Source organism: Pseudomonas sp. IT-93MI4 (genome assembly GCF_949767635.1).
Lineage (GTDB): Bacteria > Pseudomonadota > Gammaproteobacteria > Pseudomonadales > Pseudomonadaceae > Aquipseudomonas > Aquipseudomonas putida_A.
This window is the reverse complement of the sequence record NZ_CATKPP010000056.1, coordinates 276,814-303,599: the sequence shown is the minus strand read 5'-3', so window position 1 is coordinate 303,599 and position 26,786 is coordinate 276,814. Positions and strand designations below refer to the sequence as shown.

The window sequence follows — 26,786 nt, the reverse complement described above, 5'->3', positions numbered from 1 at the left end:
GTTTCTTTATACAAACGGGCGTAATCAGTGGCTTTTTTGTTGCTCGATTTGTCTCCAACGGTAATACACAGCGTCTTAAATGCTCTAATCGCCCATCGCGTCTTACAGAAGAATCGTTGCTCACATGGATTTCAAACAGCTCTGGCTCAACGCCCAAGACCTCTGGGGTGCCCTCGAAAAGCACCCATTCCTGCAATCCGGCCTGGCGCTGATGCTGCTATTGGTGATCGCGCTGGTGCTCGGACGAGTGGCACGCTATCTGATCCTGCATGCCAGCCGCATGCTCGGGCGTCAGCCAGCCCTGCACTGGATCAACGACTTTCGCCACAACAAGGTGTTTCAACGTCTGGCGCAGATGACGCCGTCGCTGGTGATCCAGTTCGGCCTGCACTTGGTGCCGGAACTGAGCAAAACCGCGATGACCTTTCTCGGCAACGTGGCGCTGTCGTTCACCATTCTGTTCCTGCTGCTATCGGTCAGTGCCCTGCTCAATGCGCTGCTGGACATCTACGCCCGCACCGAACACGCCCGCACCCGCTCGATCAAGGGCTATGTGCAACTGGCGAAAATGGTCTTGTACGTGTTTGGTGCGATCATCATCGTCGCCACCCTCATCGACCGTTCGCCGCTGTTGCTGCTCTCCGGTCTGGGTGCGATGTCGGCGGTGATTCTGTTGGTCTACAAGGACACGTTGCTGTCGTTCGTTGCCAGCGTGCAACTGACCAGCAACGACATGCTGCGAGTCGGCGACTGGATCGAGATGCCGCAAGTCGGTGCCGATGGCGACGTGGTCGACATCACCCTGCACACGGTCAAGGTGCAGAACTTCGACAAGACCATCGTTTCGATCCCGACCTGGCGCCTGATGTCCGAGTCGTTCCGCAACTGGCGCGGCATGCAACAGTCCGGCGGGCGACGGATCAAGCGCAGCCTGTTCATCGACGCCAGCGGCGTGCGCTTCATTCGTGACGATGAAGAAGAGAAGTTGAGCCAGGTGCACCTGCTGACCGGCTACATGGGCCGCAAGAAAGCCGAACTCAAGGCATGGAACGAGGCGCAGGGCAACGTCGCCGCGATGTCAGCCAACCGCCGGCGCATGACCAACATCGGCACCTTCCGCGCTTATGCGCTGGCGTATTTGAAGAGTCACCCGGAGGTGCAGCCGAACATGACCTGCATGGTGCGCCAGATGCAGACCACGGCGCAGGGCATTCCACTGGAAATCTACTGCTTCACCACCACCACGGTGTGGGCCGATTACGAGCGGATTCAGGGGGATATTTTCGACTATCTGCTGGCGGTGCTGCCGGAGTTTGGCTTGAGCCTGTATCAGCAGCCGAGTGGCGGGGATTTGCGTACCGGGTTGTTGCCGGCGGTGTTGGGTGCGGCGAGCATTCCCGAGCCGCAGAAACACCTCATGTAACGCCACCGATCAAAACTGTGGGAGCGGGCTTGCTCGCGAAGGCGTCAGGTCAGTCAACATAATCGTTGAATGACACACCGCTTTCGCGAGCAAGCCCGCTCCCACAGGGGCTATGCGGTGGCTTGAGTTTTGCGGATGCCCAACCGGCTGATCCACACCGCCGCCAGAATCACACTCCCGCCCAGCAACAACCTTCCCAGTTCCTCATGCTGATTCCAGATCAGCAGATTCAGCAGCAAGCCCACTGGCACATGCAGGTTGTTCATCACCGCCAGCGTGCCGCCGTTGACCATGCACGCGCCCTTGTTCCACCAGTACATGCCCAACGCGGTCGAGACCAATCCGAGGAACAGCAACACGCCCCATTGCAGCGGTGCTTCCGGCAGAAAGTTCGCTTTACCAAACAGCAGGAATGCCGGCAACACCACTGCCAGTGCGCCGAGGTAGAAGAAGCCGAAACGCCGGTAATGCGGCAGATCGCTCGAGTGTTTTGCCACCAGATGCTTGTACATCACCTGCCCTGCGGCGTAGGTGAAGTTGGCCAGTTGCAGCAGCAAAAAGCCCATGAAGAAATCCGGGTTGATCCGGTCAAAACGAATCACCGCCGCACCGCCCACCGCTACCAACGCGGCTACCAGCGCCCACGGATTGAAGCGGCGGTTCAGCGCATCTTCGATCAGCGTCACGTGCAGCGGCGTGAGGATCGTGAACAGCAACACCTCCGGCACCGTCAGTACACGGAAGCTCAGGTACAGGCAGACGTAGGTGATGCCGAACTGCAACGCGCCGATCAGCAGCATGCCGCGCATGAACGAGGGCTCCACCGAGCGCCAGCGGGTCAACGGAATGAACACCAGCCCGGCCAGCACCACGCGCACCAGCACTGCAAAGTAGCTGTCGACATGCCCGGCGAGGTATTCGCCGATCAGACTGAAGGAAAACGCCTGGATCAGCGTGACAAAAAGTAGATAGCCCATGGTCGCCTCTGTTTCGAATGGCGGCGACGATAGCGGTTTTCTGGTCTCACTGCGAATAGCCCGAAACACAAAATCCCCCTGTGGGAGCGAGCCTGCTCGCGAAGGCGGAGTGTCAGACGGCAGATACTTGTCTGATGCACCGCTTTCGCGAGCAGGCTCGCTCCCACAAGGAGTTTTGTGTTGTTCAAAAAACACAGGCAAAAAAAAGCCCGATCTCGCTAAAGCGTTCAATCGGGCTACAGCACTCAGGAGCAACAAGTGCAAAGGGAGGTTCGATGCGCGTAGAGCCTTGAAGGGGTTGCGCCAGGTCACTTAAACAAGCGGCGATTATCTGGCGATTAACATATCAAGCGACCTGAGACAGTTTGGCGTTGGCCTGATTCAGGCCCTTCTCCTGGAAGTCGCCACCCAGGTTCATGCCTTCGGCGTGAATGAAGGTCACGTCATGGATGCCGATGAAACCCATGACCTGACGCAGGTACGGTTCCTGATGGTCGGCCGGGCCGCCAGCGTAGATCCCGCCGCGAGCGGTCAGCACGTAGGCACGTTTGCCGCTGAGCAGGCCTTGCGGGCCGGTTTCGGTGTACTTGAAGGTCACGCCGGCACGCAGCACGTGGTCGAGCCAGGCCTTGAGGGTGCTCGGGATCGCGAAGTTGTACATCGGCGCCGCCATCACCAGTACGTCGGCAGCGAGCAGCTCGTCGGTCAATTCGTTGGAGCGCTCCAGCGACGATTGTTCGCTGGCGTTGCGCTGCTCGGCAGGCTTCATCCAGCCGCCCAGCAGGTTGGCGTCCAGGTGTGGAACGGGGTTCACGGCGAGGTCACGCACGGTGATCTGATCGTTGGGATGCGCCGCTTTCCACTGACCAATGAAGGTCTGGGTCAGTTGACGGGAAACCGAGTCTTGCTGGCGGGCACTGCTTTCGATGATCAGAACGCGGGACATGGTGTGTAGTCTCCATCCGAGAATGTTGTAGGTCGATGGAGTGAAGGTTAAACAGGGTCGTATCGATGAAAAAGCGCAAATAATTGCTGCAAAGCATCGAATAATTCGTTTAGATGCAGTTTGTACCCTTGTAGGAGTGAGCCTGCTCGCGATTGCGGTGTGTCAGGTACATCAGGATTTAACTGACACACCGCAATCGCGAGCAGGCTCACTCCTACAGGGGATCGCCGTTATTTCGGGCTGCAGCTCAGGTCGATGCGCAGCCTGATGATCTCGCGGGAGAACTTGGCCGTGGCATTCGTATGCTTGCGGGCCGGGACTTCGATGTTGCGCGTACGCGGTGCTTCCGGGCCATTGTTGAAAACGACTTTGCAGATTGCATCGACATCACCGAAGTTGACGACTTTTATGGAGCCGATGTCTTTGTCGGTGTCGAAGGTCTCGTAGTCGATCTTCAAGCCATTGAGGTTCTTCTGCACATCGATAGGGTAAGCAAACGCAGTCAGCGGCAGCAACGCGAGCACCACACAACAGAATTTTTTCATTCGCCAGTCTCCATGAGGGACGGCCAGCTTAGGACAAGAGGAGCTATTGATGAAAGCGCCCCGCGTGACCCTTGATCAATGGCGGACATTGCAGGCCGTGGTCGACCACGGTGGTTTCGCCCAGGCCGCCGAGGTTCTGCACCGTTCGCAATCGTCGGTGAGTTACACCGTCGCCCGCATGCAGGACCAGCTCGGCGTGCCATTGCTGCGCATCGACGGGCGTAAAGCGGTGCTCACCGAAGCCGGCGGTGTGCTGCTGCGCCGCTCGCGACAACTGGTGAAGCAGGCCAGCCAACTGGAAGACCTCGCCCACCACATGGAACAGGGCTGGGAGGCAGAAGTGCGGCTGGTGGTCGATGCGGCTTACCCAAGCGCACGCATCGTGCGCGCGCTGACCGCGTTCATGCCGCAGAGCCGCGGCTGCCGCGTGCGTCTGCGCGAGGAGGTGTTGTCGGGGGTCGAGGAGGTCTTGCTCGAAGGCGTGGCCGATCTGGCAATCACCGGCCTGAGCATCCCCGGCTACCTCGGCGCGGAATTGAGCGACGTCGAATTTGTCGCGGTCGCCCACCCTGATCACGCGCTGCATCGGCTCAACCGCGAACTGAGCTTCCAGGACCTGGAAACCCAGATGCAGGTGGTGATTCGCGACTCCGGCCGCCAGCAACCACGCGACGTCGGCTGGCTCGGCGCCGAACAGCGCTGGACCGTCGGCAGCCTCGCCACAGCGGCCACGTTCGTCAGCAGCGGCCTGGGCTTTGCCTGGCTGCCACGACACATGATCGAACGGGAATTGAAGGAAGGCACGCTCAAGCTGCTACCGTTGGATCAGGGCGGCAGCCGCAACCCGAGCTTCTATCTGTATTCGAACAAGGACAAACCGCTGGGCCCGGCCACACAAATCCTCATCGAGCTGTTGCGCACCTTCGACACTTTGCCGCTTGACGCACCGTTCGCCGCCCCCGAGCAAGCCTGACACGGAGTTCACCGATGGCCTATTTCGAACATGAAGGTTGCAACCTGCACTACGAGGAATATGGCCACGGCACCCCGTTGCTACTGGTTCACGGACTGGGTTCGAGCACCCTGGACTGGGAAATGCAGATCCCGGCGCTGTCGGCGCACTACCGGGTGATCGTTCCGGATATACGTGGTCACGGTCGCTCGGACAAACCTCGCGAGCGCTACAGCATCGCCGGGTTCAGCGCCGATCTGCTGGCGTTGATCGAACACCTGAAACTCGGCCCGGTACATTACGTCGGGCTGTCGATGGGCGGGATGATCGGCTTTCAGTTCGGCGTCGATCAGCCGCAAATGCTGAAAAGCCTGACCATCGTCAACAGCGCCCCCGAGGTCAAACTGCGCAGCCGCGACGATTACTGGCAGTGGTTCAAGCGCTGGAGCCTGATGCGCGTGCTGAGTCTGGCGACCATCGGCAAGGCGCTGGGCGGCAAACTTTTTCCCAAGCCTGAACAAGCTGATCTGCGACAGAAAATGGCCGAACGCTGGGCAAAAAACGACAAACGTGCTTATCTCGCCAGCTTCGATGCGATTGTTGGCTGGGGCGTTCAGGAACGACTTTCCCGGGTGACCTGTCCAACGCTCATCGTCACTGCCGACCGTGACTACACACCGGTAGCACTGAAAGAAACCTATATAAAACTGCTGCCCGATGCGCGGCTGGTGGTCATCGCCGATTCGCGCCACGCCACCCCGCTCGATCAACCCGAACGCTTCAATCAAACGCTGCTGGATTTTCTCGCCGCAGCCGATACTCAAACTCAGGATCACTGACCCATGCTGAAAAAACTCGCCCTCACCGCCGGCACCGTGCTGTTTGCTGCCAACCTGATGGCTGCCACCCCGGCCAAAGCACCGCACGTGCTGCTGGACACCACCAACGGCCAGATCGAAATCGAACTGGATCCGGTCAAAGCGCCGATCAGTACCAAAAACTTTCTGGATTACGTCAACAGCGGCTTTTACACCAACACCATTTTCCATCGCGTGATCCCGGGCTTCATGGCTCAGGGCGGCGGTTTCACGCCACAGATGCAGCAGAAAGAAACCAAGGCACCGATCAAGAACGAAGCCAGCAACGGTCTGCATAACGTTCGCGGCACTTTGTCGATGGCCCGTACCTCCAACCCTGATTCGGCCACCAGCCAGTTCTTCATCAACGTCGCCGACAACGCCTTCCTCGATCCGGGCCGTGATGCCGGTTACGCGGTATTCGCCAAAGTGGTCAAAGGCATGGACGTGGTCGACATCATCGTCAACTCGCAGACCACCACCAAACAGGGCATGCAAAACGTGCCTGTCGACCCTGTGATCATCAAGTCGGCCAAAGTCATCGACTAAGCTGTACAGGGCGTTTCGAGCGGCGCTGGCCTGAAGCCGCGCCGCTCACACCGATAAAAGGAGAGCCCGGCATCCGGGCGGTTATCTGATGCTCTATCGCCGTTTCGAACAACTGATCGACATATTCCGCGACGCCCCCACGGCCTCCCCGCCGGATCGTGTCTGGCCCTTCTATACCTATTACCTGAAGCAGGTCTGGCCGAGTTTTGCCGCCCTGCTCGTCGTCGGCCTGTTTGCCGCGTTGATCGAAGTGGCGCTGTTCAGCTACCTGAGCCGCATCATCGACCTGGCCCAGGGCACGCCCAACCCGAATTTCTTCAGCGACCACGCCCTCGAACTGACGTGGATGGTGGTGGTTGCGCTGGTGCTGCGGCCGATCTTTTTCGGCCTGCACGATCTGCTGGTGCATCAGACCCTGAGCCCGGGGATGACCAGCATGATCCGCTGGCAGAACCACAGTTACGTGCTCAAGCAGAGCCTGAATTTCTTCCAGAACGACTTCGCCGGGCGCATCGCCCAACGCATCATGCAGACCGGCAACTCGCTGCGCGATTCGGCGGTGCAAGCGGTGGATGCGCTGTGGCACGTGGTGATCTACGCGATCAGTTCGCTGGTGCTGTTCGCCGAAGCCGACTGGCGCCTGATGATCCCGCTGCTGACGTGGATCGTCGCCTACATCGGTGCGCTGTATTACTTCGTGCCACGGGTGAAAGAGCGTTCGGTGGAAGCTTCCGACGCGCGCTCGAAACTGATGGGACGGATCGTCGACGGCTACACCAACATCGCCACCCTCAAGCTGTTCGCCCACACCAACTTCGAACAGCACTACGCCAAGGAAGCCATCGAAGAACAGACGGTCAAGGCGCAGATGGCCGGCCGCGTGGTGACCAGCATGGACGTGGCGATCACCACCATGAACGGCCTGCTGATCGTTGGCACCACCGCGCTGGCGCTGTGGCTGTGGACGCAGTCGCTGATCACCGTCGGCGCGATCGCCCTCGCCACCGGTCTGGTGATTCGTATCGTCAATATGTCCGGCTGGATCATGTGGGTTGTCACCGGCATCTTCGAAAACATCGGCATGGTGCAGGACGGTCTGCAGACCATCTCGCAACCGGTCAGCGTCACTGATCGCGAGCAGGCCAAACCGCTGGCCGTGGCTCGTGGCGAAGTGCGTTTCGAGCACGTGGATTTTCACTACGGCAAGAAGAAAGGCATCATCGGCGACCTCAATCTGACCATTAAACCCGGCGAGAAAATCGGTCTGATCGGACCGTCCGGCGCTGGCAAATCGACCTTGGTCAACCTGCTACTGCGCCTGTATGACGTAGAGGGCGGACGCATTCTGATCGACGGGCAGAACATCGCCGAAGTCGGCCAGGAAAGCCTGCGCGCACGCATCGGCATGATCACGCAGGACACCTCCCTGCTGCACCGCTCGATCCGCGACAACTTGCTGTATGGCAAGCCTGACGCCACCGACGCCGAGCTCTGGGACGCGGTGCACAAGGCTCGCGCCGACGAGTTCATTCCGCTGCTGTCGGACGCTGAGGGCCGTACCGGTTTCGACGCGCACGTCGGCGAACGCGGAGTGAAACTGTCCGGCGGTCAGCGCCAGCGCATTGCGATTGCCCGGGTGCTGCTCAAGGACGCGCCGATCCTGATCATGGACGAAGCAACCTCGGCACTCGACTCGGAAGTCGAAGCGGCGATCCAGGAAAGCCTGGAAACCCTGATGCAAGGCAAAACCGTGATCGCCATTGCTCACCGTCTCTCGACCATTGCCCGTATGGATCGGCTGGTAGTGCTGGAAAACGGCAAGATCGCCGAGAGCGGTACCCACGCCGAACTGCTGGCGCATCGCGGATTGTATGCGCGGTTATGGGCGCACCAGACCGGGGGATTTGTCGGGATCGATTGATCATTGAATCAATACAACTCCAATGTGGGAGGGGGCTTGCTCCCGAAAGCGGGGTGTCAGTACCGAACATTTGTCTGACACACCGCATTCGGGAGCAAGCCCCCTCCCACAATATATTGAGAACCGCCACAGCCCTCTAACCACGGGCTCTGGCGGTTTTTTGATGGCTGCTGGAAATCCATCCAAAGCGTGCTGTACTCAGCCAAGGTTCCAGCACGGAACCTGTCGTAAATCTGCAGGGAAGCACAACTCGATACAGTCTCGATAGCACGCCTATCAAGGACTCTCTCATGTCTCTGTTCAAACGTTCAGTTACTGAGTTGTTGGGTACGTTCTGGCTGGTTCTGGGTGGTTGTGGCAGTGCGGTGCTCGCCGCGTCTTCGCCTCTGGGCATCGGAGTGCTGGGGGTGGCCCTGGCGTTTGGTCTGACGGTGCTGACCATGGCGTTCGCCATCGGCCACATCAGCGGATGTCATCTCAATCCGGCGGTATCGGTCGGGTTGGTGGTCGGCGGACGGTTTCCAGCAAAAGAGCTACCCGCCTACATCATCGCCCAGGTGCTCGGCGGGATACTCGCCGCCGCGCTGCTCTACTACATCGCCAGCGGCAAGGAAGGTTTCGACATCGCAGCAGGTCTGGCGTCCAATGGGTACGGCGAGCACTCGCCCGGCAAATACTCAATGGCGGCAGGCTTTGTCACCGAGCTGGTGATGACCGGGATGTTCGTGATCATCATCCTCGGCGCCACCGACAAACGCGCCCCGGCGGGCCTCGCACCGATTGCCATCGGCCTGGGGCTGACGCTGATTCACCTGATCTCGATTCCGGTCACCAACACTTCGGTCAACCCGGCTCGTAGCACCGGGCCGGCGCTGATGGTCGGCGGCTGGGCGATCGCGCAGTTGTGGATGTTCTGGGTCGCGCCGCTGATTGGCGCGATAGTGGGCGGGACGATTTATCGCTGGCTGGGCAAAGAGCAATCCTGAACCCACTGGAAATCCCCTGTGGGAGGGGGCTTGCTCCCGAAGGCGTCGTGTCAGTCATAGCTACCGTACTGACACACCGCATTCGGGAGCAAGCCCCCTCCCACAGTAATAAATCAACCACGCCCGAGAATCGATGTCGGCCCCGTTTAAAGGCAAGCTCAGGCCTGGCGGTATGGCAAGGCTGTTCTGGCTTCCTCGGCGTACGCAAGGACGCCAGCACGTTCCTGTTGCAGGAAGTCTTTAACTGCGGCTTTCAGACCGGGATGACGCAGGTAGTGCCACGAGTGGGTGATCACCGGTTCAAAGCCGCGAATCAGCTTGTGCTCGCCCTGAGCGCCGGCATCAAAGCGCTGATACCCCTGAGCAATCGCATAGTCCATGCCCTGATAGAAACACGTCTCGAAATGCAGCCGATCAAACTCGGCCAGACAGCCCCAATAGCGCCCATAGAAGCTGTCGCCCCCGACCAGACTGAAGGCCATCGCCACCGGCCGTGAACCCTGTCTGGCGAAGACCACCCGAATCGCCTCCGGCATCCGCGCAGCCAGCAGACTGAAAAACTCGCGCGTCAGGTACGGCGCCTGGCGGCGCACGGCGTAGGTGTTGGCATAGCAGGCGTAGACAAAATCCCATTGCGCCTCGTCCAGCTCACGCCCTTCCAGCCATTCGAATTCGAAGCCCTGCCCCGCCACTTGCTCGCGCTCTTTACGCATTTGCTTGCGCTTGCGCGAACTGAGCGCGTCGAGAAAATCCTGGAAGTCCCGATAACCGCGATTCTGCCAGTGATACTGACAGCCGATACGTTGCAGCCAGCCCGGCTGCTCGGCCATGGCGGCATCGGTGAACGGGTCGGTGAAATTGATGTGCGCGCTGGAAAGCTCCTCAATTTCCAGATAACCCGGCAGGCTCTTGAGCAGTTCGAAACCGTCCTCGACCCGGGCGGCCAGCAAGCGTGGTCCGCTGACCGGGCTGAACGGCACCGCCGTCAGCAGTTTGGGGTAGTAATCGATGCCGGCCCGGGCACAGGCATCGGCCCAGCCGTGATCGAACACGTACTCGCCATAGGAATGCCACTTGCGATAACTGGGCAGCGCCGCGATCAGCCGATCGTCTTCGACGTGCAGCAGATGCTCGGCTTGCCACCCCGTATGCGGGCCAACGCTGCCGCTGTCTTCAAGGGCCGAGAGAAAGGCGTGCCGCAAAAACGGCTGGTTCTCGGGCACCAGTGCATCCCAGGTCGCCGGGGCGATTTCTGACAGGCTCTGCAGGCGTTGCAACGGCATCAACTGACTCTCCACTTCCGGGCTTCAAAGCCCCGCGAGTATCGCTTATCGCTGCCCTTTGCACACGAGCAATCGGACGACAGCGCTCTAGATCAATAGTTCAGGACAACTTTGTATCGTCATCGACATGACATCACTTAGCCACTGCTCTGTCATAAACCATCGCGATACTCGCTCCTGTTTTTAGAGCGCCGGGTTCTACCCGGACACTGTTTTCCGACGTGCGCGTCGGTGTGCCCCGGATGGTTCTGCCATCCCTCTCATCTTCGGAGATTGCTATGCGTCTTGCTTCCACGAAAACTGCGGCGGCCTTGTGCGGTGGCCTGTTGCTGGCCATGAGCGTTCCGGCCAGTGCTGCAGTCGACGCCAAACTGCTCGACATGCTCAAGGCCAACGGTTCCATTTCCCAGGCGCAGTACATCGAACTGCAAACTGAACTGGCCAAGGATCAGAAGGCTCAGCAAATCGCGCAGCAGGCGCAGCAAGAGACCAACGAGCAGATCGCGGCGACCGCGAAGAAAACCAACGAGCTGAGCTCCTTCGACCAGAAACTCGCCTGGGCCGCCAAGACCCAGTTCAAGGGTGACGTGCGTATTCGTCAGGAGACCGTCAAGATCGACGGCGAATCCAACAACGGCGGCCGAGACAAGGATCGCCAGCGCATCCGCGCACGTCTGGGGGCTTACACCGAGATCAACCCGCAAGTCGACACCGGCATCCGTATTGCCACCGGCGGCGGCGACGATGCCCGTTCGACCAACCAGGACATGGACAACTACTTCGACAAGAAGCAGATCTGGCTCGACCTGGGCTACATCGACTACCACCCGGATGCGATCAAGAACCTGCACGTGATCGGCGGAAAGATGCTGCAACCGTGGGTCAGCATGGGCGACGTGATCTGGGACAGCGACATCAACCCGGAAGGTCTGGCCGTCACCTACAAATATCCACTGGGCAGCAGCGCCGAACTGTTCGGCAGCCTGGGTAACTACACCCTCAAGGACAACGTCGACGGCGAAGGCGTGCAATTCCGTCACGACCTGCGTCTGACTGCCGGGCAGTTGGGCAGCCGTTTCGCGATCACCGACAACCTGAAACTGACCCTGGGCGGCAGCGTCTACGCCTACCAGAACGACGAAGACAGCCGCTGCACCGGGACATCCACACCGTGCGCGCTGTCGGTCAACGGCAACTCGGCCAACAACGAGTTCCGCCTGTACGAAGGTTTCAGCCAGATCGACATTGGCGGTCTGCCGATGCCGCTGTCGTTCTACGGTCAATACGTGAAGAACAACGATGCCGTGACCGACGCCGATACCGCGTGGCTGGTCGGCGCCAAGTCGAAAGTCTTCGGTCTGAACCTGGATTACAACTATCGTGACGTACAGCGTGACGCCGTGGTCGGCGCGTTCACCGACTCCGACTTCGCCAACGGCACCACCGGTTCCCGTGGGCACAAGTTCAAGGTCGGTTACGACATCGACAAGAACTTCGCCATCGGCGCCACGTACTTCCTGACCAAGGCCGACTTCTCCAGCCGTACCCAGCGTGACGCAGACACCAACACTCTGCAGCTGGACGCGGAAGCGAAGTTCTAAAACGCTCCACCCCATAGCCCAGCGCGGGCGAGACGATCCCCATCATCCGTTCGTTTCGTCCGCGCCGGACTATTTCTGCAGGATGCAAAAAAAACCTGTAGGTGGAATTCTATTTTTCCTTGCGGCGTTGCTCCGCCAGGCGCTCGGCCAGCGCATCCACACCCTCATCCGGCTTTTCAGGCATCGCCTTCAGCGTGGCCTGCATCAAACGCATCTGACGAATGAAGCGCCGGCAGTTCGGGCAAAACATCAGGTGATGGCGCACCAACAGTTTTTCGCGAAAGCTCAACTGGCCATCGAGATAATCGCTGGAGCGTGCCACTTGTTCCTTGCAGGTCAGCATTCGCCGGTCTCCTCAAAATGCTCCACCGTGGCGAAGACTTTCAGCCGCGCCCGATGCAGCAGCACACGGACATTGGAGAGCGAGATCTCCAGAAGATTACAGATCTCTTCCAGCTCCAGGCCTTGGCGCTCGCGCAGCAGCAACACGCTGCTTTGCAGTTCCGACAGACTGAGCAAGGTGTGCTCCAGGCAATCACGCAATTCACTTTCGGTGAGCAAGGCTTCCGGGGTGTCCTGATGCCAGGCGAATGGCGCCACCAGCCAATGGCCGTCACCGGGCGAAAAACGGTCGTCATCGATGGTGCCGTGGGGTGACGGCAGATCATCCATCAATACTTCGCGGCGGTTTTGTTTGTAGCGGCTCTTGGCCGAGTTGGCGGTGATGGTCAGCAGCCAGGTCTTGAGACTGGAACGACCCTCGAAGCTACCGATGTGGCGCACCACCGAAAGCCAGGCGTCCTGCACCACTTCTTCGACATGGCGCTGGCCGACGATGGCATACGCCACGGCGCGCATGGCGCTCTGGTAGGTGCTGACCAGTTCCTTGAAAGCCTTTTGCTCACCCGCGAGCAGGCGTTCGAGCAGTTGGGAATCTTCCGTTGCGGCCATGCACGCCTCGTTTTCAGATGGTCGAAAGCAAAAGATCGCAGCCTGCGGCAGCTCCTACAGAGATCAGTGTAGGAGCTGCCGCAGGCTGCGATCTTTTCAGGCGCACTCAGCGCTTGCGCAGAATCACGCTGCCGATCGAGTAACCGGCGCCGAACGAGCTCAATACCGCCAGCGAACCGCTGGCCAGATCGTCCTGATATTTGTGGAAGGCAATCACCGAGCCGGCAGAGCTGGTGTTGGCGTAGGTGTCGAGAATCACCGGCGCTTCTTCTTCGGTGGCTTCACGGCCCAGCAGCTTGCGCACGATCAGGTGGTTCATGCTCAGGTTGGCCTGATGCAGCCAGAAGCGCTTGACGTCGCCGACGTTGAGTTTGTTCTCCTCCAGATGCTCACCGATCAGCTCGGCGACCATCGGGCAGACGTCCTTGAACACCTTGCGGCCTTCCTGCACGAACAGCTTGTCGCGGGCACCGATGCCCTCTTCCGCGGCGCGGTTGAGGAAGCCGAAGTTGTTGCGGATGTTGTTGGAGAATTTGGTCAGCAGTTTGGTGCTGACCACGTCGAACTGGTACTTGGACGTCGCCAGGTCAGCGCGTTCGATGATCACCGCCGTCGCCGCGTCACCGAAGATGAAATGGCTGTCGCGGTCACGGAAGTTCAGGTGACCGGTGCAGACTTCCGGGTTGACCATCAGGATCGCCCGGGCCTGGCCCAGTTGCACGCTGTTGGCCGCGGCCTGAATGCCGAAGGTCGCCGAGGAGCAGGCGACGTTCATGTCGAAACCGAAACCCTGAATGCCCATTGCTTCCTGGACTTCGATGGCGATCGCAGGGTAGGCGCGTTGCAGATTGGAGCAGGCAACGATCACGCCGTCGATGTCGGCGGCGGTCTTGCCAGCACGTTGCAGCGCCTGTTCAGCGGCGCCGATGGCCATCTGGCACAGCACCGACCATTCGTCGTTGGAACGCTCCGGCAGGCGCGGGGCCATGCGCGCAGGATCAAGGATGCCGTCCTTGTCCATGACAAAGCGGCTCTTGATGCCCGAGGCTTTTTCGATGAATGCAGCACTGGATTCGGTCAGCGCCTGGACTTCACCGCTGGCGATGGCGTCGGCGTTGTCGGCGTTGAACTGCGCAACATAGGTATTGAAAGACTGCACCAGCTCTTCGTTGGAGATGCTGTTGGCCGGGGTGTACAGGCCGGTGCCGCTGATGACGACGTTATGCATGGTCGTTTCTCTAATCTGTTCAGGCAGAAAGCGCTGGCACCGACGTACCAACACACAAAGGGTCTGTTCCCGTCCGGGGACGCTGACCTGGCATCTTTTAGTCCGATCCGCGAACTCGCCAAAGGCTCTGGGTCGCGAAAACGGCATTTATGGTCGCGAAGTTTGCCATAAACCCAAGGTTTTGGCGCCTTTCTCAAGCACCACCCCATTTCCCTGTAGGAGTGAGCCTGCTCGCGATTGCGGTGTGTCAGTCAGTATTACGGTGACTGACACACCGCAATCGCGAGCAGGCTCACTCCTACAAGGGATTGTGTAAGGCTCACTGTCAGGCCTCGACCTGACTCCACTGCTTGCTCAGCCGTTTGTCCGAGATCGGCGCTTTCGTCCCCAACTGCTGGGCGAACAGCGACACGCGGTATTCCTCCAGCCACCAACGGTACAGTTCAAGCTGCGGATCGCGTTTGCCTTCCTGGGCATGTTTCGCCGCGCGTGTCTGGTATTGCGCCCAGAGGCCGGCCAGTTCACCGCTCCAGACGCGATCCTTCTGCACTTGCGCACCGAGTTTCTCGAAACGCTGCTCGACCGCCTTCAGATAACGCGGCAACTCTTTGAGCCATTGCATCGGTGTTTCCCGGACGAAACCCGGATACACCAGATGGCTGATTTGCTGCTTGATGTCATTCAGCGCCACAGCCTGCGCCAGATCGATCTTGCCCTTGAAGCGTTTTTGCAGGCCGTGCCACAGCTTGAGAGTCTCCAGCGTCAACCGCGCGACGCGCTCGGCGTGTTCGGTCCAGCTGCCGCGTTTGCGTTCCGCCAATGCGGCGAGCCCGGCGCCGTCACGGGGCAACGGGTCTTCGCCTTCCAGAATGCAGCTGTCGAGGCTGGCCAGCAGAATGTCTTCGACCAGCGCATCCACTCGGCCCAGCTCGCGATAGAGCAGGCCCAACTCGGTGATACCCGGCAGTTTGCTGCGCAGGAACTTCGCCGGCTCCGCCAGTTGCTGCAGCAGCAGCCGCTGCAAGGCGCGGCGATGCTGGAACTCAGCTTCGGCCGGGGTCGAGAACCGCCCTTCCTTGACCGTGCCGCCCTCTTCCACCAGCGCCGGATAGACCGTCATCGACAATCCGGCAATCTTCTGCTGGGTCTTTTCCGCCACCGGGGCGAAGACCTTGGCCTCCACCGGTTGCTGACTTTTCGCACTCTGCGGCACGGCCAAAGCCGCCTGGCTGGCTTCGGCAAAACGCGCGGTCAGCTCGGCCAGGTCGCGGCCCTCGCCGAGGAACTTGCCCTGGCCGTCGACGATTTCCAGGTTCATCCGCAGATGGCTTTCGACCTGCTGCGCGGCTTCCGCCCATGCTTCATCGCTGACGCGCGCACCGGTCATGCGCAGCAACTCGCGACCGAGCGCTTGCGGCAATGAGCCTTCAGCGAAGGTCATGCGCTGCAACGCCGCCTTGATGAAATCCGGCACCGGCACGAAGTTCTTGCGCAAGGCTTTCGGCAGATTGCGCACCAGCGCAATGCACTTGGCCTCGATCAGCCCCGGCACCAGCCATTCCAGACGTTCCGGTGGCAGCATCGGCAGCAGCGGTGCCGGCACGCGCAGGATCACGCCGTCGCGCGGGTGATTGGGTTCGAAGTGATAACTGAGCGCCAGTTCCAGATCACCGATGTGCAGCGTGTCCGGGTAGTCGCGCGCGGTGACCTCACTGGCCTCGCGGGCCAGCACGTCCTCTTCGCGCATGATCAGCAATTGCGGGTCTTTCTGGCTGTTGACCCGATACCAGCTGTCGAACGTCGCGGTCTGATGAATCTCCGCCGGCAAGCGCGCATCGTAGAACGCGTACAGGGTTTCTTCGTCAGCAAGAATGTCGCGGCGCCGAGCCTTGGCTTCCAGCTCGTCGAGCTGTTCGAGCAACTGCTTGTTGGCGGTCAGGCACTTGGCTTTCGACTGAATCTCGCCACGCACCAGACCTTCGCGGATAAACAGCTCGCGCGAGACCAGCGGATCCACCGGGCCGTAATGCACCGGGCGGCGACCGACCACGATCAGCCCGAACAGGGTGATCTGCTCGTAGGCCACGACCTGGCCGCGCTTCTTCTCCCAGTGCGGTTCGAAATGGTTTTTCTTGATCAGGTGCCCGGCCAGCGGCTCGATCCAGTCGGCATCGATCTTGGCGACCATCCGCGCGTAAAGCTTGGTGGTTTCCACCAGTTCGGCGGTCATCAGCCACTGCGGACGTTTCTTGCCGATGCCCGACGACGGATGAATCCAGAAGCGCCGCTGACGGGCACCGAGGTAATCGCCGTCCTCGGTTTTCTGACCGATCTGGCTGAGTAGGCCGACCAATACTGCTTTGTGCAGTTTCGGGTAATCCGCCGGCTCTTTATTGAGGCTCAACTGCATGTCGCGGCAGATCAGGCTCAACTGACGATGGGAATCACGCCACTCGCGCAGACGCAGATAATTGAGGAAATTCTTCCGGCACCAGTTACGCAGCGGGCTGGCGGTCAGCGCCTGACGCTGCTCTTCAAAACCGCGCCACAGATTGACCAGTCCGGCGAAGTCCGAATCGCTGTCTTTCCATTGTGCGTGGGCCTGATCGGCTGCTTGCTGACGCTCCGGCGGACGCTCGCGCGGGTCCTGAATCGACATGGCGCTGGCGACGATCAGCACTTCCTGCAAGCTGCCGAGTTTTGCCGCTTCGAGCAGCATGCGGCCCATGCGCGGGTCGACCGGCAAGCGCGCCAACTGGCGACCGAGCGGGGTCAGCTGACTGTTGCGATCCACCGCCGAGAGTTCTTGCAGCAGGTTGAAACCGTCGCTGATCGCCTTGCCATCGGGCGGTTCGATGAACGGGAACGCAGTGATTTCGCCGAGGCGCAAATGCAGCATCTGCAAGATCACGGCGGCAAGGTTGGTGCGCAGAATTTCCGGATCGGTGAATTCCGGGCGACCGAGAAAATCCTCTTCGCTGTACAAGCGCACGCAAATACCCGGCTCGACCCGGCCGCAACGACCCTTACGCTGATTGGCGCTGGCCTGGGAAATCGCTTCGATCGGCAACCGCTGGACCTTGGCGCGATAGCTGTAGCGACTGATGCGCGCGGTGCCGCTGTCGATCACGTAGCGGATGCCCGGCACGGTCAGCGAGGTCTCGGCGACGTTGGTCGCCAGCACTACGCGGCGCCCCGGATGCGACTGGAAAATCCGCTGCTGTTCGGCCGGCGACAGGCGCGCGTACAGCGGCAGGATTTCGGTGTGTTTGAGCTGAGCCTTGCGCAGCATGTCGGCGGCGTCGCGAATCTCGCGTTCGCCGGGCAGGAACACCAGCACATCGCCGGGACTGCGGCGTTCGCTGCGCTCATAGGCGGCGATTTCGTCGAGGGTGGCGAGGATCGCCTGATCCACGGTCAGGTCGTCCTCGACGCGGTTGCCCTCTTCGTCCTGCTCCAGGGTCAGCGGGCGATACCAGGTGTCTACCGGGAAGGTGCGACCGGACACCTCGACGATCGGCGCATCATCGAAATGCTTGGAGAAGCGCTCCAGATCGATGGTCGCCGAAGTGATGATGACCTTCAGGTCCGGGCGACGCGGCAGCAGAGTTTTCAGGTAACCGAGCAGGAAGTCGATGTTGAGACTGCGCTCGTGGGCTTCGTCGACGATGATCGTGTCGTAGCGTTCCAGATAACGATCATTCTGGGTTTCCGCCAGCAAAATACCGTCGGTCATCAGCTTGATCAGGGTGTTGGAATCACTTTGATCCTCGAAGCGCACCTGATAGCCAACCAGCGAACCGAGCGGCGTACCGAGTTCTTCGGCCACCCGGCTGGCGACACTGCGCGCAGCGATTCGGCGTGGCTGGGTGTGGCCGATCAAGCCATGCTGGCCGCGACCGATTTCCAGACAGATTTTCGGCAACTGGGTGGTTTTACCCGAGCCGGTTTCGCCAGCGATGATCAGCACTTGATGCTTCTCCAGCGCCGCCTTGATTTCGTCGCGCTTGGCGGCGATCGGCAGGCTGTCGTCGTAACGAATCACTGGCAGGCTGGCACGGCGCGCCAGCACCTGATCACAGGACGCCTGCATGCGCGCCACCCACTGGACCAGTTTGGCCTCGTCGGGTTTCTTGCGCAGCTCGAGCAACTGCCGCCGCAGCCGGTGACGGTCGGCGAGCATGGCGTGATCGAGGTTTTTCAGCAGTTTGTCAATGGAGAGCGATTCGTCGGTCATCGGGTACGCAATTCGGTCGTCTGTTTATGCAGGGGGCCGATTGTCGCAGATTTGCATCACTGAACACGACTGCGAGGTGCTCTTGTGGCGAGGGGATTTATCCCCGATCGGCTGCGCAGCAGTCGTCGGCTGGATATCAACGTTGTACTGAAGCGTCTGAATTGAATGGCTTTTGGGGGTGCTTCGCACCCCATCGGGGATAAATCCCCTCGCCACAAATTGTTTATCTGTGAGTTATTCGTTATCGAGGCCTTTGCGGCGGTAGGGGAATACGTCGATGACTTTGCCGGCGCGAATCGCCTCTTGCAAACCCTTCCAGTAATCGGCGTTGTACAACTCGCCATGCAGTTGATCGAACAGTTTGCGCTGCCCGGCATCGGCAAACAGAAACGGCGGAAACTCTTCCGGGAACACATCCAGCGGCCCGATCGAGTACCACGGTTCAGAAGCCATTTCGTCCTCGGGGGTGCGCGGCGCGGGGATGTGGCGGAAGTTGGCTTCGGTCAGGAAGCAGATCTCGTCGTAGTCGTAGAACACCACTCGGCCGTGACGAGTGACGCCGAAGTTCTTCAGCAACATGTCGCCGGGAAAGATGTTGGCCGCCGCCAGTTGCTTGATCGCCAGGCCGTAGTCCTCCAGCGCCTCGCGCACCTGCGCTTCATTGGCGTTTTCCAGATAGAGGTTGAGCGGGGTCATCCGGCGTTCGGTCCAGCAGTGGCGGATCAGCACCGTATCGCCTTCGACCGAAACCGTAGACGGCGCGACCTCGAGCAGTTCTTCCAGACACGCCGGATCGAACTTGCTCAGCGGAAAACGGAAGTCGGCGAACTCCTGGGTATCGGCCATGCGCCCGACCCGGTCGACACTTTTCACCAGACGGTATTTTTCGATCACCGTCGCCCGGTCGACGTTTTTCGACGGTGAGAAACGGTCCTTGATGATCTTGAACACGGTGTTGAAGCCCGGCAGGGTAAACACGCTCATGACCATGCCGCGCACGCCGGGGGCCATGATGAACTGGTCGTCGGTGTTGGCCAGGTGATTGATCAGCGCCCGGTAGAACTCGGATTTGCCGTGCTTGTAGAAACCGATCGAGGTGTAAAGCTCGGCGATGTGCTTACCCGGCAGAATGCGCCGCAGGAAGCCGATGAACTCCGCCGGCACCGGCACATCCACCATGAAATACGAACGGGTGAAAGAGAAAATGATCGACACGTCGGCTTCGTCGGTGATCAGCGCGTCGATCTGAATCCCGCGGCCCTCGCGGTGCAGCAATGGAATCACCAGCGGCCACTGCTCGTCGCGGGTGTAGATACGCCCGACCAGATACGCGCCCTTGTTGCGGTACAACACCGAGGAAAACAGCTCGACGCTCAGCTCCGGATCCTTGCACACCCAGTCCGGCAGGTTCTCGCGCAGTTGCGACTCGAGGCGCTGCAGGTCGCCGGGCAAATCGGCGTAATCCTCGCTGAAGCGGTAGTCGGCAAAGATGCTCGCGAGCATCGATGACAACTGCCCCTGCGGCTTGTAGGTGCGGGTTTGCGCAGCCCGGGCGCGGCGCAGGCTCGGCCGGGTGGTGTGGATGAACATGCAGCCGTCGCTGATCAGGTCGTGACTGAACAGCCCGCAGAAGATCGAGTTGTACCAGGTCTCGGACAATTCATCGTCGAAACGCAGGTCAATGACACTGATGTAAGCGCTCTTCACCAGCGGCCAACTGCCGACATTCATCAGCGTCTCGTCATCGAAATGCTCGCGCAGGCGGGCGATGGTTTCGCCGACCTTTTCTTCGTAGAGATTGATCCGCGCCGCCGACGCGGTCTGCGTCTCCTGCCAGCGCGCCTGCTCGAAGCGCTCGCGCGCACCGTCGGTGATCCGCCGGAAGTGCTCGCGGTAATCGTCAAAGCCATCGAGGATCATGCGGGCGATGTCGGTGGCTGGCCATTGCTGCGGCATAGAGGAGACCTCGGCGTGCAAGTGGAAATCTGTGCCTGAGCTTAGCCACGGATGCATGCGCAGGAGAAGTGCAATTTCTGCCAAAAGCGCGGCAGGGTTGTACAGCGACACAGTTTTTATCAAAGTTTTTTGAGTCGACCGTTCGGTCAATTAACCGCCCTCTCAGTCTCGCCTGCCGCCCCGCGCCAGCCCGCGAATTCCCTGGGATTCGGATCCAATCCCTGCCCCACCGCTCTGGCTCGCGGTTTTACCGCTGCGTTCCCGCCTGTCGATGAAAGAGAAGAACTGCTCACAGATTGGTCTTACCAAAATAGTGGCACTTTGATATACAGCCCGCCAGTACCCGCCTCACAACAAGATCCTCGGCCCACGAGGACGACCTCTTCCTCATAGATCAAGGAGCACATTGATGTCTATCCGCAATCTGCGCATCGGTTTGCGCGCCAGTTTGAGTTTTGCCGTATTGGCCGCCCTGCTGGTGGTGGTCGGCCTGTTCGGCCTGGGCCAGATGAAAAATCTGCGTGAGAGCGCAACGGTGATCGAGGAATCGTGGATGCCCAGCATCGAGAGCATTCACGATGCGGCGGCGAACATCGCCAACATCCGCCTCGAATCCCTGCGCCTGATCACCAGCACCCAGCCGGCGGTACGCGACACAAGCAAAGGCATCATCAAGGTGCAGCGCGAAGAATTGTCGAAGCGCCTGAAGGACCACACCGCTCTGCTGGCCAGCGATGCGGAACGGGCGATGCTCGACGGTTTGAATAGCGACGTCGCCAAGTACATGAGCATCCTGGACCAGATCATCGCTCAGATCGACGCCGGGCAAAGTGAACAGGCCTATGCCCGTCTGAACAATGAACTGGCGCCGCAGGGCCGGATCCTCGACAAAGCGCTGGAGCAGATGATCAGCTTCAACCAGCAAGGCGCCGACAGCGCCGCCGAAGCTGCTGCCGGGGTTTATCAGCAGGCGCTGTGGATTGTCGCGACCATCATCGTTGTCGCCCTGATCGCCACCCTGCTGTTGGCCTGGCTGCTGACCCGCAGCATCACCGCACCGATCAATCAGGCCCTGTCCGTCGCGCAAAAAATTGCCGCCGGCGACCTCAGCGGCCAGATTGCCGATCACGGTAGCGATGAGGCGGCGCAGTTGCTCAGCGCCCTCGCCGAGATGCAGAACAACCTGCGCTCGACCATCCGTGGCATCAGCGAATCGGCGCAGCAACTGGCCTCCGCCGCCGAAGAAATGAGCTCGGTGATGGAGCAAAGCACCCGTGGCCTGCAGCAGCAGAACGATCAGATCGAACAGGCCGCCACCGCCGTCACCGAGATGAGCACGGCGGTGGATGAAGTTGCGGCCAACGCAGTGTCCAGCGCCGAGGCCTCCGAAGCCTCGAACGAGGACAGCAAACACGGGCATGTGCAGGTCAGCGAGACCATCAGCTCGATTCAGGAACTGGTCAGCGCGGTGCTCGGTGCGTCGGAGCAGGCCGAAGGCCTCGCCACTCAGGCTCAGGACATCAGCAAGGTGCTCGAGGTGATTCGCGGCATCGCCGGGCAAACCAACCTGCTGGCGCTCAACGCCGCCATCGAAGCGGCGCGCGCGGGTGAGGCCGGACGCGGTTTTGCGGTGGTCGCCGATGAAGTGCGTTCGCTGGCGCAACGCACGCAGAACTCCACCGAAGAAATCGAGCTGATGATCAGCAGCATCCAGCAAGGCACCGGCGCCACCGTCGGCGCCTTGCAAAGCAGTGCCGAGCAGGCCAGCCACACGTTGCGCCGGGCGAACAGTGCCGGTCAGGCACTGGAGAAAATCACCGCGTCGATCTCGCAGATCAACCAGCGCAACCTGGTGATCGCCAGCGCGGCCGAGCAGCAAGCGCTGGTCGCGCGCGAGGTTGATCAGAATCTGGTGACCATCCGCGATCTCTCGACCCAGACCGCCGCCGGCGCTACCCAGACCTCCGCTGCCAGTCAGGAACTGTCGCGCCTGGCGATCGACCTCAACGGCCTGGTGACGCGCTTCGTGCTCTGAATGAAAAATTAAATGCCCGATTGACGGTTGCCATCGACAGGGCGCTCGGCAACACTCTCGTCCCGATCAAGGAAGGAGTGCCATCGTGAGCGCTGTCGATATTTTCCGCATGCTGTCGCTGGCAGCCATCTGGGGCGCGAGCTTCCTGTTCATGCGCATTATTGCGCCGGTGATCGGCACCATTCCGACCGCGTTCTTTCGGGTGTCGATTGCTGCCGTCGGTCTGCTGGTGATTCTCGGGCTGATGCGCATCAGCTGGGATTTCAAGGGCAAACTGAAAACGGTGATGTTGCTGGGCGTTATCAACTCGGGGATTCCGGCGACGTTGTATTCGGTGGCGGCGCAAGTGTTGCCGGCCGGTTACTCGGCGATCTTCAACGCCACCACGCCGTTGATGGGCGTGTTGATTGGCGGGCTGTTTTTCAGCGAAAAACTCACTGTCGCGAAACTGACCGGGGTGTTTCTCGGCTTGTTCGGTGTCGGTGTGCTGACGCGCGCAGGTCCGGTCGCGTTCGATCTGCAATTGCTGATGGGCGCCCTCGCCTGCCTGCTCGCTACCACTTGCTACGGCTTCGCCGGGTTCCTCACGCGGCGCTGGCTGGATCACAGCGGCGGGCTCGACAGTCGTCTCTCCGCCGTGGGCAGCATGCTCGGCGCCTCGCTGTTTCTGTTGCCACTGTTCGGCTACAGCGTGATCACCGCCCCTCCGGCAAGCTGGGGTGGGTGGAATGTCTGGCTGTCGCTGCTGGGCCTGGGTCTGGGCTGCACGGCGTTCGCCTACATCATCTATTTCCGCCTGCTCAGCTCCATCGGCCCGGTCAAATCGATGACCGTGACCTTCATGATTCCGGCGTTCGGCGTATTGTGGGGCGCGTTGCTGCTGGATGAGCCGTTGTCGATGGCGCACCTGTATGGCGGGGTGTTGATTGCGCTGGCGTTGTGGCTGGTGTTGAAGCCGGCGGTGGTGAAGCCTTCTGCCGTTACAGCTCGATGATTTTGCGGCGTTAACAAGTCAGTCTTCGCGAGCAAGCCCGCTCCCACAGGAGGAATGCATTCCAATTGTGGAAGCGGGCTTGCTCGCGAAGAGGCCGGCCCAGACACTGAAAATGCCTGGGGCAGCCTGAAGGTTTTCAAGCAGTTTTACGGAACACAAACGCCAGCCCGACGATGATCAACAGCATCCCCGCCACACTCAACGCCGCCAGACGATTGCCGAAAATCAGGTAATCCATCACCGCCGTCACCGCCGGCACCAGATAGAACAGACTGGTGACATTCACCAGATTGCCCCGGGCGATCAGGCGATAGAGCAACAGTGTCGCCAGCACCGACACCACCAGTCCCATCCACAACACCGGCACGATGAAACCCGTGCTCTGTTCAAAGTGGAACGGCTGAAATGGCACAAATATCCCGCACAACAACAGCCCGGCCAGATACTGCACCGGCAATGTGCCGAGGGGATTGTCGGTGATGCGTTTCTGCATGATCGAGCCCACCGTCATGCTCGCCAGCGCCAACAGACCGAACAGCATCCCTGCCCAGGACATCCCCGCCAGTCCGATACCCTGATAAACCACCATGATCAGCCCGGCCAGCCCCAGCGCCAGACCGAACATCCGGCTCGCCGAGCGCTGGCGCTCCATCAACACCACAGTGAGGATCGGCTGTACGCCCATGATGGTCGCCATCACCCCCGGTGTGACTCTGGTGTTCAGGGCCAGCAGATAGAAAATCTGATACGCCCCCAACAACACCACGCCCGTTGCAATCGCAAACAGCATCGGCCGACCGCCCTTGGGCAGCTTCAACTTGAGCAGCGGCGTCAACAGCAGCAGCCCGCACAGGGCGATCACAAAGCGAATCAGCAGAAAGGCAAAGGGCGAGGCATGGGCCAGCCCCCATTTGGAGAAGATCGCCCCGCTGCTCCACAGTAGAACGAACAGGCTCGTGGACGTCGCCGCGAGCGCGGATTTTTTCGAAAGGACAAACATGAATACCACCTGTAGTCAGGCAAACAGCCAACTCAGCCGAGGCTGAAATTCAGTAGGTTTTTCTGGCGGGCGCAGGGGTCAGCAAAGAATGCCGATCAGCCCGAAACGCCAACGCCCGGCGGTGATACGACGGCGCACACCGGCGTGCTACTGACAGGTGGAGGGTAATGACTGATCTGCCCAGGCTGCTGATTCCCGCACGGCACGACGCCAGCGTTGACCGCTGAATCGACTACCGCGTTGATGAGGGATGCAGGCATTGGGGCTGATCTTTTTTGAAGGGTTTGGAGAGTGAATCAGATGATTCACGAGCGCCGACTATAACCAGCGTGGGACATGGATTGCAATGATTTGGACAAAGGGCCAGCAGGGACAGCTCGATGGCAGGCGCATAGGCTGATGAGCAACGGATAGGCCCATTGATGGGGAGACAGGGAATGCTCGGGATCACATGCCAAGGGAACGGACGAATTTGCGGTATCAGTTGTACAAATCGCAGGCCAGGAAACAGGCAAGCATCGCCAAAGCTCTATTGCAGCTACCAGCGCGACAAGACTTGTCGAAAGTACGCTTCGAACCCATCGACGCCATAGCACTGAGCGCGTTCGAGCTCTGGGAGAATCCACTTTTTTGCTGGCGAGAGGTTGCCGCATGGAAATCACAAGAACCCCTGTCCCTGGATATCGCGATCTGGTTCGAAGAACAGCTCTGCGGACTGTGCTTCGTCAATCCGAACAAAAGCCGCCAACGTATTCGAATCGTACGATTGGAAGGGCGACCCGGAGATTCTCACCCGCTGAAAAATCGTATCGGGACCTTGGCAATGATGGTCATCGATGAGTTCGCCCAAATAGTCGGCAGCAAGTTCATTGAAGTCCAGGAGCCAATGCAGGGAGCAATTCCTGTTTATACAAAGCTCGGCTTCAAATTTGATTTGGAAGGTCGTCTTGTCCTAGCAGTGGAGAGTAAAGTATCGTGAAAACAGTTCAAGTAATGATCAATGAGGGAGGGAGCATGCGCAAATCAGTCAAGAAATCCCCCGCTAAGAAAAGATCAATCAAAACAGAAGAAAAGATTGTGTCATCCGGGCTATCAGCCAATCAGCAGCGCTTTCTGCAGTTACTGATTACAGGCATTGAAGACGAACCCAACGTTCTCGCCGGGCGCCGCTGACTCACAGACAATAAAAAACCGCTCACAAGGAGCGGTTTTTTCATTTCAACATCCGGCCTCAACCAAACAGCCAATACCCCAGCAGAGTCAGCACCACCACCGCCAATACCGGACGCAGGATGCGGTAGGCCTTGGGATTGCGGCGTTTCCACTGTTTGACCACGCCGCTGAACCGGTCGCTGAAGTTCTTGCTCCAGGCGTAGGCCTGGTTAATGCCGCCGACACGTTCATCATCAAGGTTCTGCGGCGCGGTGGCGCGGCCCAGCCAAGCGCTGATGGCGCGGTTGATGCGGGTCATCAGGCGATTGCTCAGCGGGCGTTCGACATCACAGAACAGGATGACGCGGGTCTGTTCGGTTTCGTTCTTGACCCAGTGCACGTAGGTCTCATCGAACATCACGTCTTCACCGTCGCGCCAGGCGTAGACCTGACCATCAACGAAGATCCGGCAATCGTCGGAGTTTGGTGTCGACAGGCCCAGGTGATAACGCAGCGAGCCGGCAAACGGGTCACGGTGCGGGTTCAGATGGCTGCCACCTGGCAACAGCGCGAACATCGCGCCTTTGACGTTAGGGATCGCACTGACCAGCGCCACAGTCTTCGGGCACAGGGTTTCGGCCGACGGCAGCGGTTTGTCGTACCACTTGAGGTAGAAACGTTTCCAGCCCTTCTTGAAGAACGAGCCGAAACCGGCGTCATTGTTCTTTTCGGCGGCGCGGATGTAGCCCTCGTCGAACAGGTGCATGGCCTCGTCGCGAATGGTTTCCCAGTTATCGCGCAGCACATCCAGTTCCGGAAACTTGCTGCGATCCAGATATGGCTTGGACGGAACGCCGGAGAACAGGTACATCAGCGCGTTGTACGGGGCGAACAGCGCCGAGTGGTTGACGAACTGGCGCAGAACCGGCAAACGCGCCTTGCCGCGCAAATGCACATAGAGGATGCTGCCCACAAACAGCAGCAGCACCAATACCTTGGCGGCTAACGAAAAGGTCATCAACGACTCCTTGAATAAAGACAACGCTGCGCAATGCCCTATAGCCGGCATGGCAGCCGGCCATGATAAACACTACCGGCCTCGGGAAAAACCCGCTGAACCCAAGATTCAGTGTTAAGAATTGCGCACCAAAGCATTTATTAGCATAACGATCCTGAACCCTGGCTGATCTGAG

General features: G+C 59.8%; 22 protein-coding genes. 11 read left to right on the top strand and 11 right to left on the bottom strand.

All coding sequences use genetic code 11. The features are described 5' to 3' along the window. The first annotated feature begins 124 nt into the window (after window positions 1–124). Window positions 125–1,423 carry a mechanosensitive ion channel family protein gene (locus tag ACM6I7_RS24240; RefSeq protein WP_096796631.1) on the top strand — a complete coding sequence of 433 codons (1,299 nt, stop codon included), beginning with the start codon at window positions 125–127 and terminating at the stop codon, window positions 1,421–1,423. Window positions 1,424–1,533: 110 nt separating this feature from the next. Here ACM6I7_RS24240 and ACM6I7_RS24235 read toward each other — a convergent pair whose 3' ends face one another. The 3 genes from ACM6I7_RS24235 to ACM6I7_RS24225 form a co-directional block, all read right to left on the bottom strand. Next, on the bottom strand, window positions 1,534–2,400 hold the full coding sequence (locus tag ACM6I7_RS24235; protein ID WP_414889412.1) for a carboxylate/amino acid/amine transporter: 867 nt from the start codon (window positions 2,398–2,400) through the stop codon (window positions 1,534–1,536). Window positions 2,401–2,746: 346 nt separating this feature from the next. Then, a complete protein-coding gene (locus ACM6I7_RS24230) occupies window positions 2,747–3,346 on the bottom strand; it encodes an FMN-dependent NADH-azoreductase (RefSeq protein ID WP_096796629.1) in 600 nt (199 codons plus the stop codon). 230 nt (window positions 3,347–3,576) lie between these two features. Beyond that, a complete protein-coding gene (locus ACM6I7_RS24225) occupies window positions 3,577–3,891 on the bottom strand; it encodes a 3-phosphoglycerate kinase (RefSeq protein WP_096796628.1) in 315 nt (104 codons plus the stop codon). Window positions 3,892–3,940: 49 nt separating this feature from the next. Between ACM6I7_RS24225 and ACM6I7_RS24220 the strand changes: the two genes are divergently transcribed. From ACM6I7_RS24220 to aqpZ, 5 genes are all read left to right on the top strand, one after another. Next, on the top strand, window positions 3,941–4,864 hold the full coding sequence (locus tag ACM6I7_RS24220; protein WP_027614550.1) for a LysR family transcriptional regulator: 924 nt from the start codon (window positions 3,941–3,943) through the stop codon (window positions 4,862–4,864). 14 nt (window positions 4,865–4,878) lie between these two features. After that, on the top strand, window positions 4,879–5,682 hold the full coding sequence (locus tag ACM6I7_RS24215) for an alpha/beta fold hydrolase (protein ID WP_414889411.1): 804 nt from the start codon (window positions 4,879–4,881) through the stop codon (window positions 5,680–5,682). A 3-nt stretch (window positions 5,683–5,685) separates the two neighbouring features. After that, window positions 5,686–6,249 carry a peptidylprolyl isomerase gene (locus tag ACM6I7_RS24210; protein ID WP_414889410.1) on the top strand — a complete coding sequence of 188 codons (564 nt, stop codon included), beginning with the start codon at window positions 5,686–5,688 and terminating at the stop codon, window positions 6,247–6,249. Between the two features lie 88 nt (window positions 6,250–6,337). Further along, window positions 6,338–8,170 carry an ABC transporter ATP-binding protein gene (locus ACM6I7_RS24205; RefSeq protein WP_095138579.1) on the top strand — a complete coding sequence of 611 codons (1,833 nt, stop codon included), beginning with the start codon at window positions 6,338–6,340 and terminating at the stop codon, window positions 8,168–8,170. Between the two features lie 290 nt (window positions 8,171–8,460). Next, window positions 8,461–9,156 carry an aquaporin Z gene (gene aqpZ, locus ACM6I7_RS24200; RefSeq protein WP_027614546.1) on the top strand — a complete coding sequence of 232 codons (696 nt, stop codon included), beginning with the start codon at window positions 8,461–8,463 and terminating at the stop codon, window positions 9,154–9,156. A 158-nt stretch (window positions 9,157–9,314) separates the two neighbouring features. On the opposite strand, the gene ACM6I7_RS24195 is transcribed toward aqpZ, so the two are convergent. Then, the gene (locus ACM6I7_RS24195) at window positions 9,315–10,439 is read right to left on the bottom strand and encodes a GNAT family N-acetyltransferase (RefSeq protein WP_027614545.1); all 1,125 of its coding nucleotides are present in this window, start codon (window positions 10,437–10,439) and stop codon (window positions 9,315–9,317) included. A gap of 278 nt (window positions 10,440–10,717) precedes the next feature. Between ACM6I7_RS24195 and ACM6I7_RS24190 the strand changes: the two genes are divergently transcribed. Further along, window positions 10,718–12,040 carry a putative porin gene (locus ACM6I7_RS24190; RefSeq protein WP_007966005.1) on the top strand — a complete coding sequence of 441 codons (1,323 nt, stop codon included), beginning with the start codon at window positions 10,718–10,720 and terminating at the stop codon, window positions 12,038–12,040. Window positions 12,041–12,149: 109 nt separating this feature from the next. Here ACM6I7_RS24190 and ACM6I7_RS24185 read toward each other — a convergent pair whose 3' ends face one another. The 5 genes from ACM6I7_RS24185 to aceK all read right to left on the bottom strand — a co-directional run bounded on the left by ACM6I7_RS24185 (window position 12,150) and on the right by aceK (window position 20,412). Further along, complete coding sequence (locus ACM6I7_RS24185) at window positions 12,150–12,383, bottom strand: anti-sigma factor family protein (protein WP_115986138.1); 234 nt, start codon at window positions 12,381–12,383, stop codon at window positions 12,150–12,152. After that, window positions 12,377–12,991, bottom strand: a complete 615-nt coding sequence (locus ACM6I7_RS24180) for an RNA polymerase sigma factor (protein ID WP_414889409.1) — start codon at window positions 12,989–12,991, stop codon at window positions 12,377–12,379. Before ACM6I7_RS24180 ends, ACM6I7_RS24185 begins: the two co-directional genes overlap by 7 nt. Window positions 12,992–13,097: 106 nt before the next feature. Beyond that, window positions 13,098–14,219, bottom strand: a complete 1,122-nt coding sequence (locus ACM6I7_RS24175; RefSeq protein WP_414889408.1) for a beta-ketoacyl-ACP synthase III — start codon at window positions 14,217–14,219, stop codon at window positions 13,098–13,100. Window positions 14,220–14,544: 325 nt separating this feature from the next. Further along, window positions 14,545–18,456 carry an ATP-dependent RNA helicase HrpA gene (gene hrpA, locus ACM6I7_RS24170; RefSeq protein ID WP_414889407.1) on the bottom strand — a complete coding sequence of 1,304 codons (3,912 nt, stop codon included), beginning with the start codon at window positions 18,454–18,456 and terminating at the stop codon, window positions 14,545–14,547. Between the two features lie 234 nt (window positions 18,457–18,690). Further along, window positions 18,691–20,412, bottom strand: a complete 1,722-nt coding sequence (aceK, locus tag ACM6I7_RS24165; protein ID WP_095138571.1) for a bifunctional isocitrate dehydrogenase kinase/phosphatase — start codon at window positions 20,410–20,412, stop codon at window positions 18,691–18,693. 409 nt (window positions 20,413–20,821) lie between these two features. Between aceK and ACM6I7_RS24160 the strand changes: the two genes are divergently transcribed. Continuing rightward, entirely contained in the window at window positions 20,822–22,447 is a 1,626-nt protein-coding gene (locus tag ACM6I7_RS24160) for a methyl-accepting chemotaxis protein (RefSeq protein ID WP_414889406.1), read from the top strand. An 85-nt stretch (window positions 22,448–22,532) separates the two neighbouring features. Then, a complete protein-coding gene (locus ACM6I7_RS24155) occupies window positions 22,533–23,441 on the top strand; it encodes a DMT family transporter (RefSeq protein ID WP_047598166.1) in 909 nt (302 codons plus the stop codon). A 136-nt stretch (window positions 23,442–23,577) separates the two neighbouring features. Here the strand turns inward: ACM6I7_RS24155 and ACM6I7_RS24150 are convergent, their stop codons facing one another. Next, a complete protein-coding gene (locus ACM6I7_RS24150) occupies window positions 23,578–24,441 on the bottom strand; it encodes a DMT family transporter (protein WP_414889405.1) in 864 nt (287 codons plus the stop codon). 451 nt (window positions 24,442–24,892) lie between these two features. Between ACM6I7_RS24150 and ACM6I7_RS24145 the strand changes: the two genes are divergently transcribed. Together ACM6I7_RS24145 and ACM6I7_RS24140 are read left to right on the top strand one after the other, a co-directional pair. Further along, complete coding sequence (locus tag ACM6I7_RS24145; RefSeq protein ID WP_414889404.1) at window positions 24,893–25,420, top strand: hypothetical protein; 528 nt, start codon at window positions 24,893–24,895, stop codon at window positions 25,418–25,420. 35 nt (window positions 25,421–25,455) lie between these two features. Beyond that, window positions 25,456–25,614: a hypothetical protein gene (locus ACM6I7_RS24140; protein WP_167734099.1), complete on the top strand. Its 159-nt coding sequence runs from the start codon at window positions 25,456–25,458 to the stop codon at window positions 25,612–25,614. Window positions 25,615–25,672: 58 nt separating this feature from the next. On the opposite strand, the gene ACM6I7_RS24135 is transcribed toward ACM6I7_RS24140, so the two are convergent. Continuing rightward, window positions 25,673–26,611, bottom strand: coding sequence for an aspartyl/asparaginyl beta-hydroxylase domain-containing protein (locus ACM6I7_RS24135; protein WP_027614536.1), 939 nt, complete (start codon window positions 26,609–26,611; stop codon window positions 25,673–25,675). Window positions 26,612–26,786 lie beyond the last annotated feature (175 nt).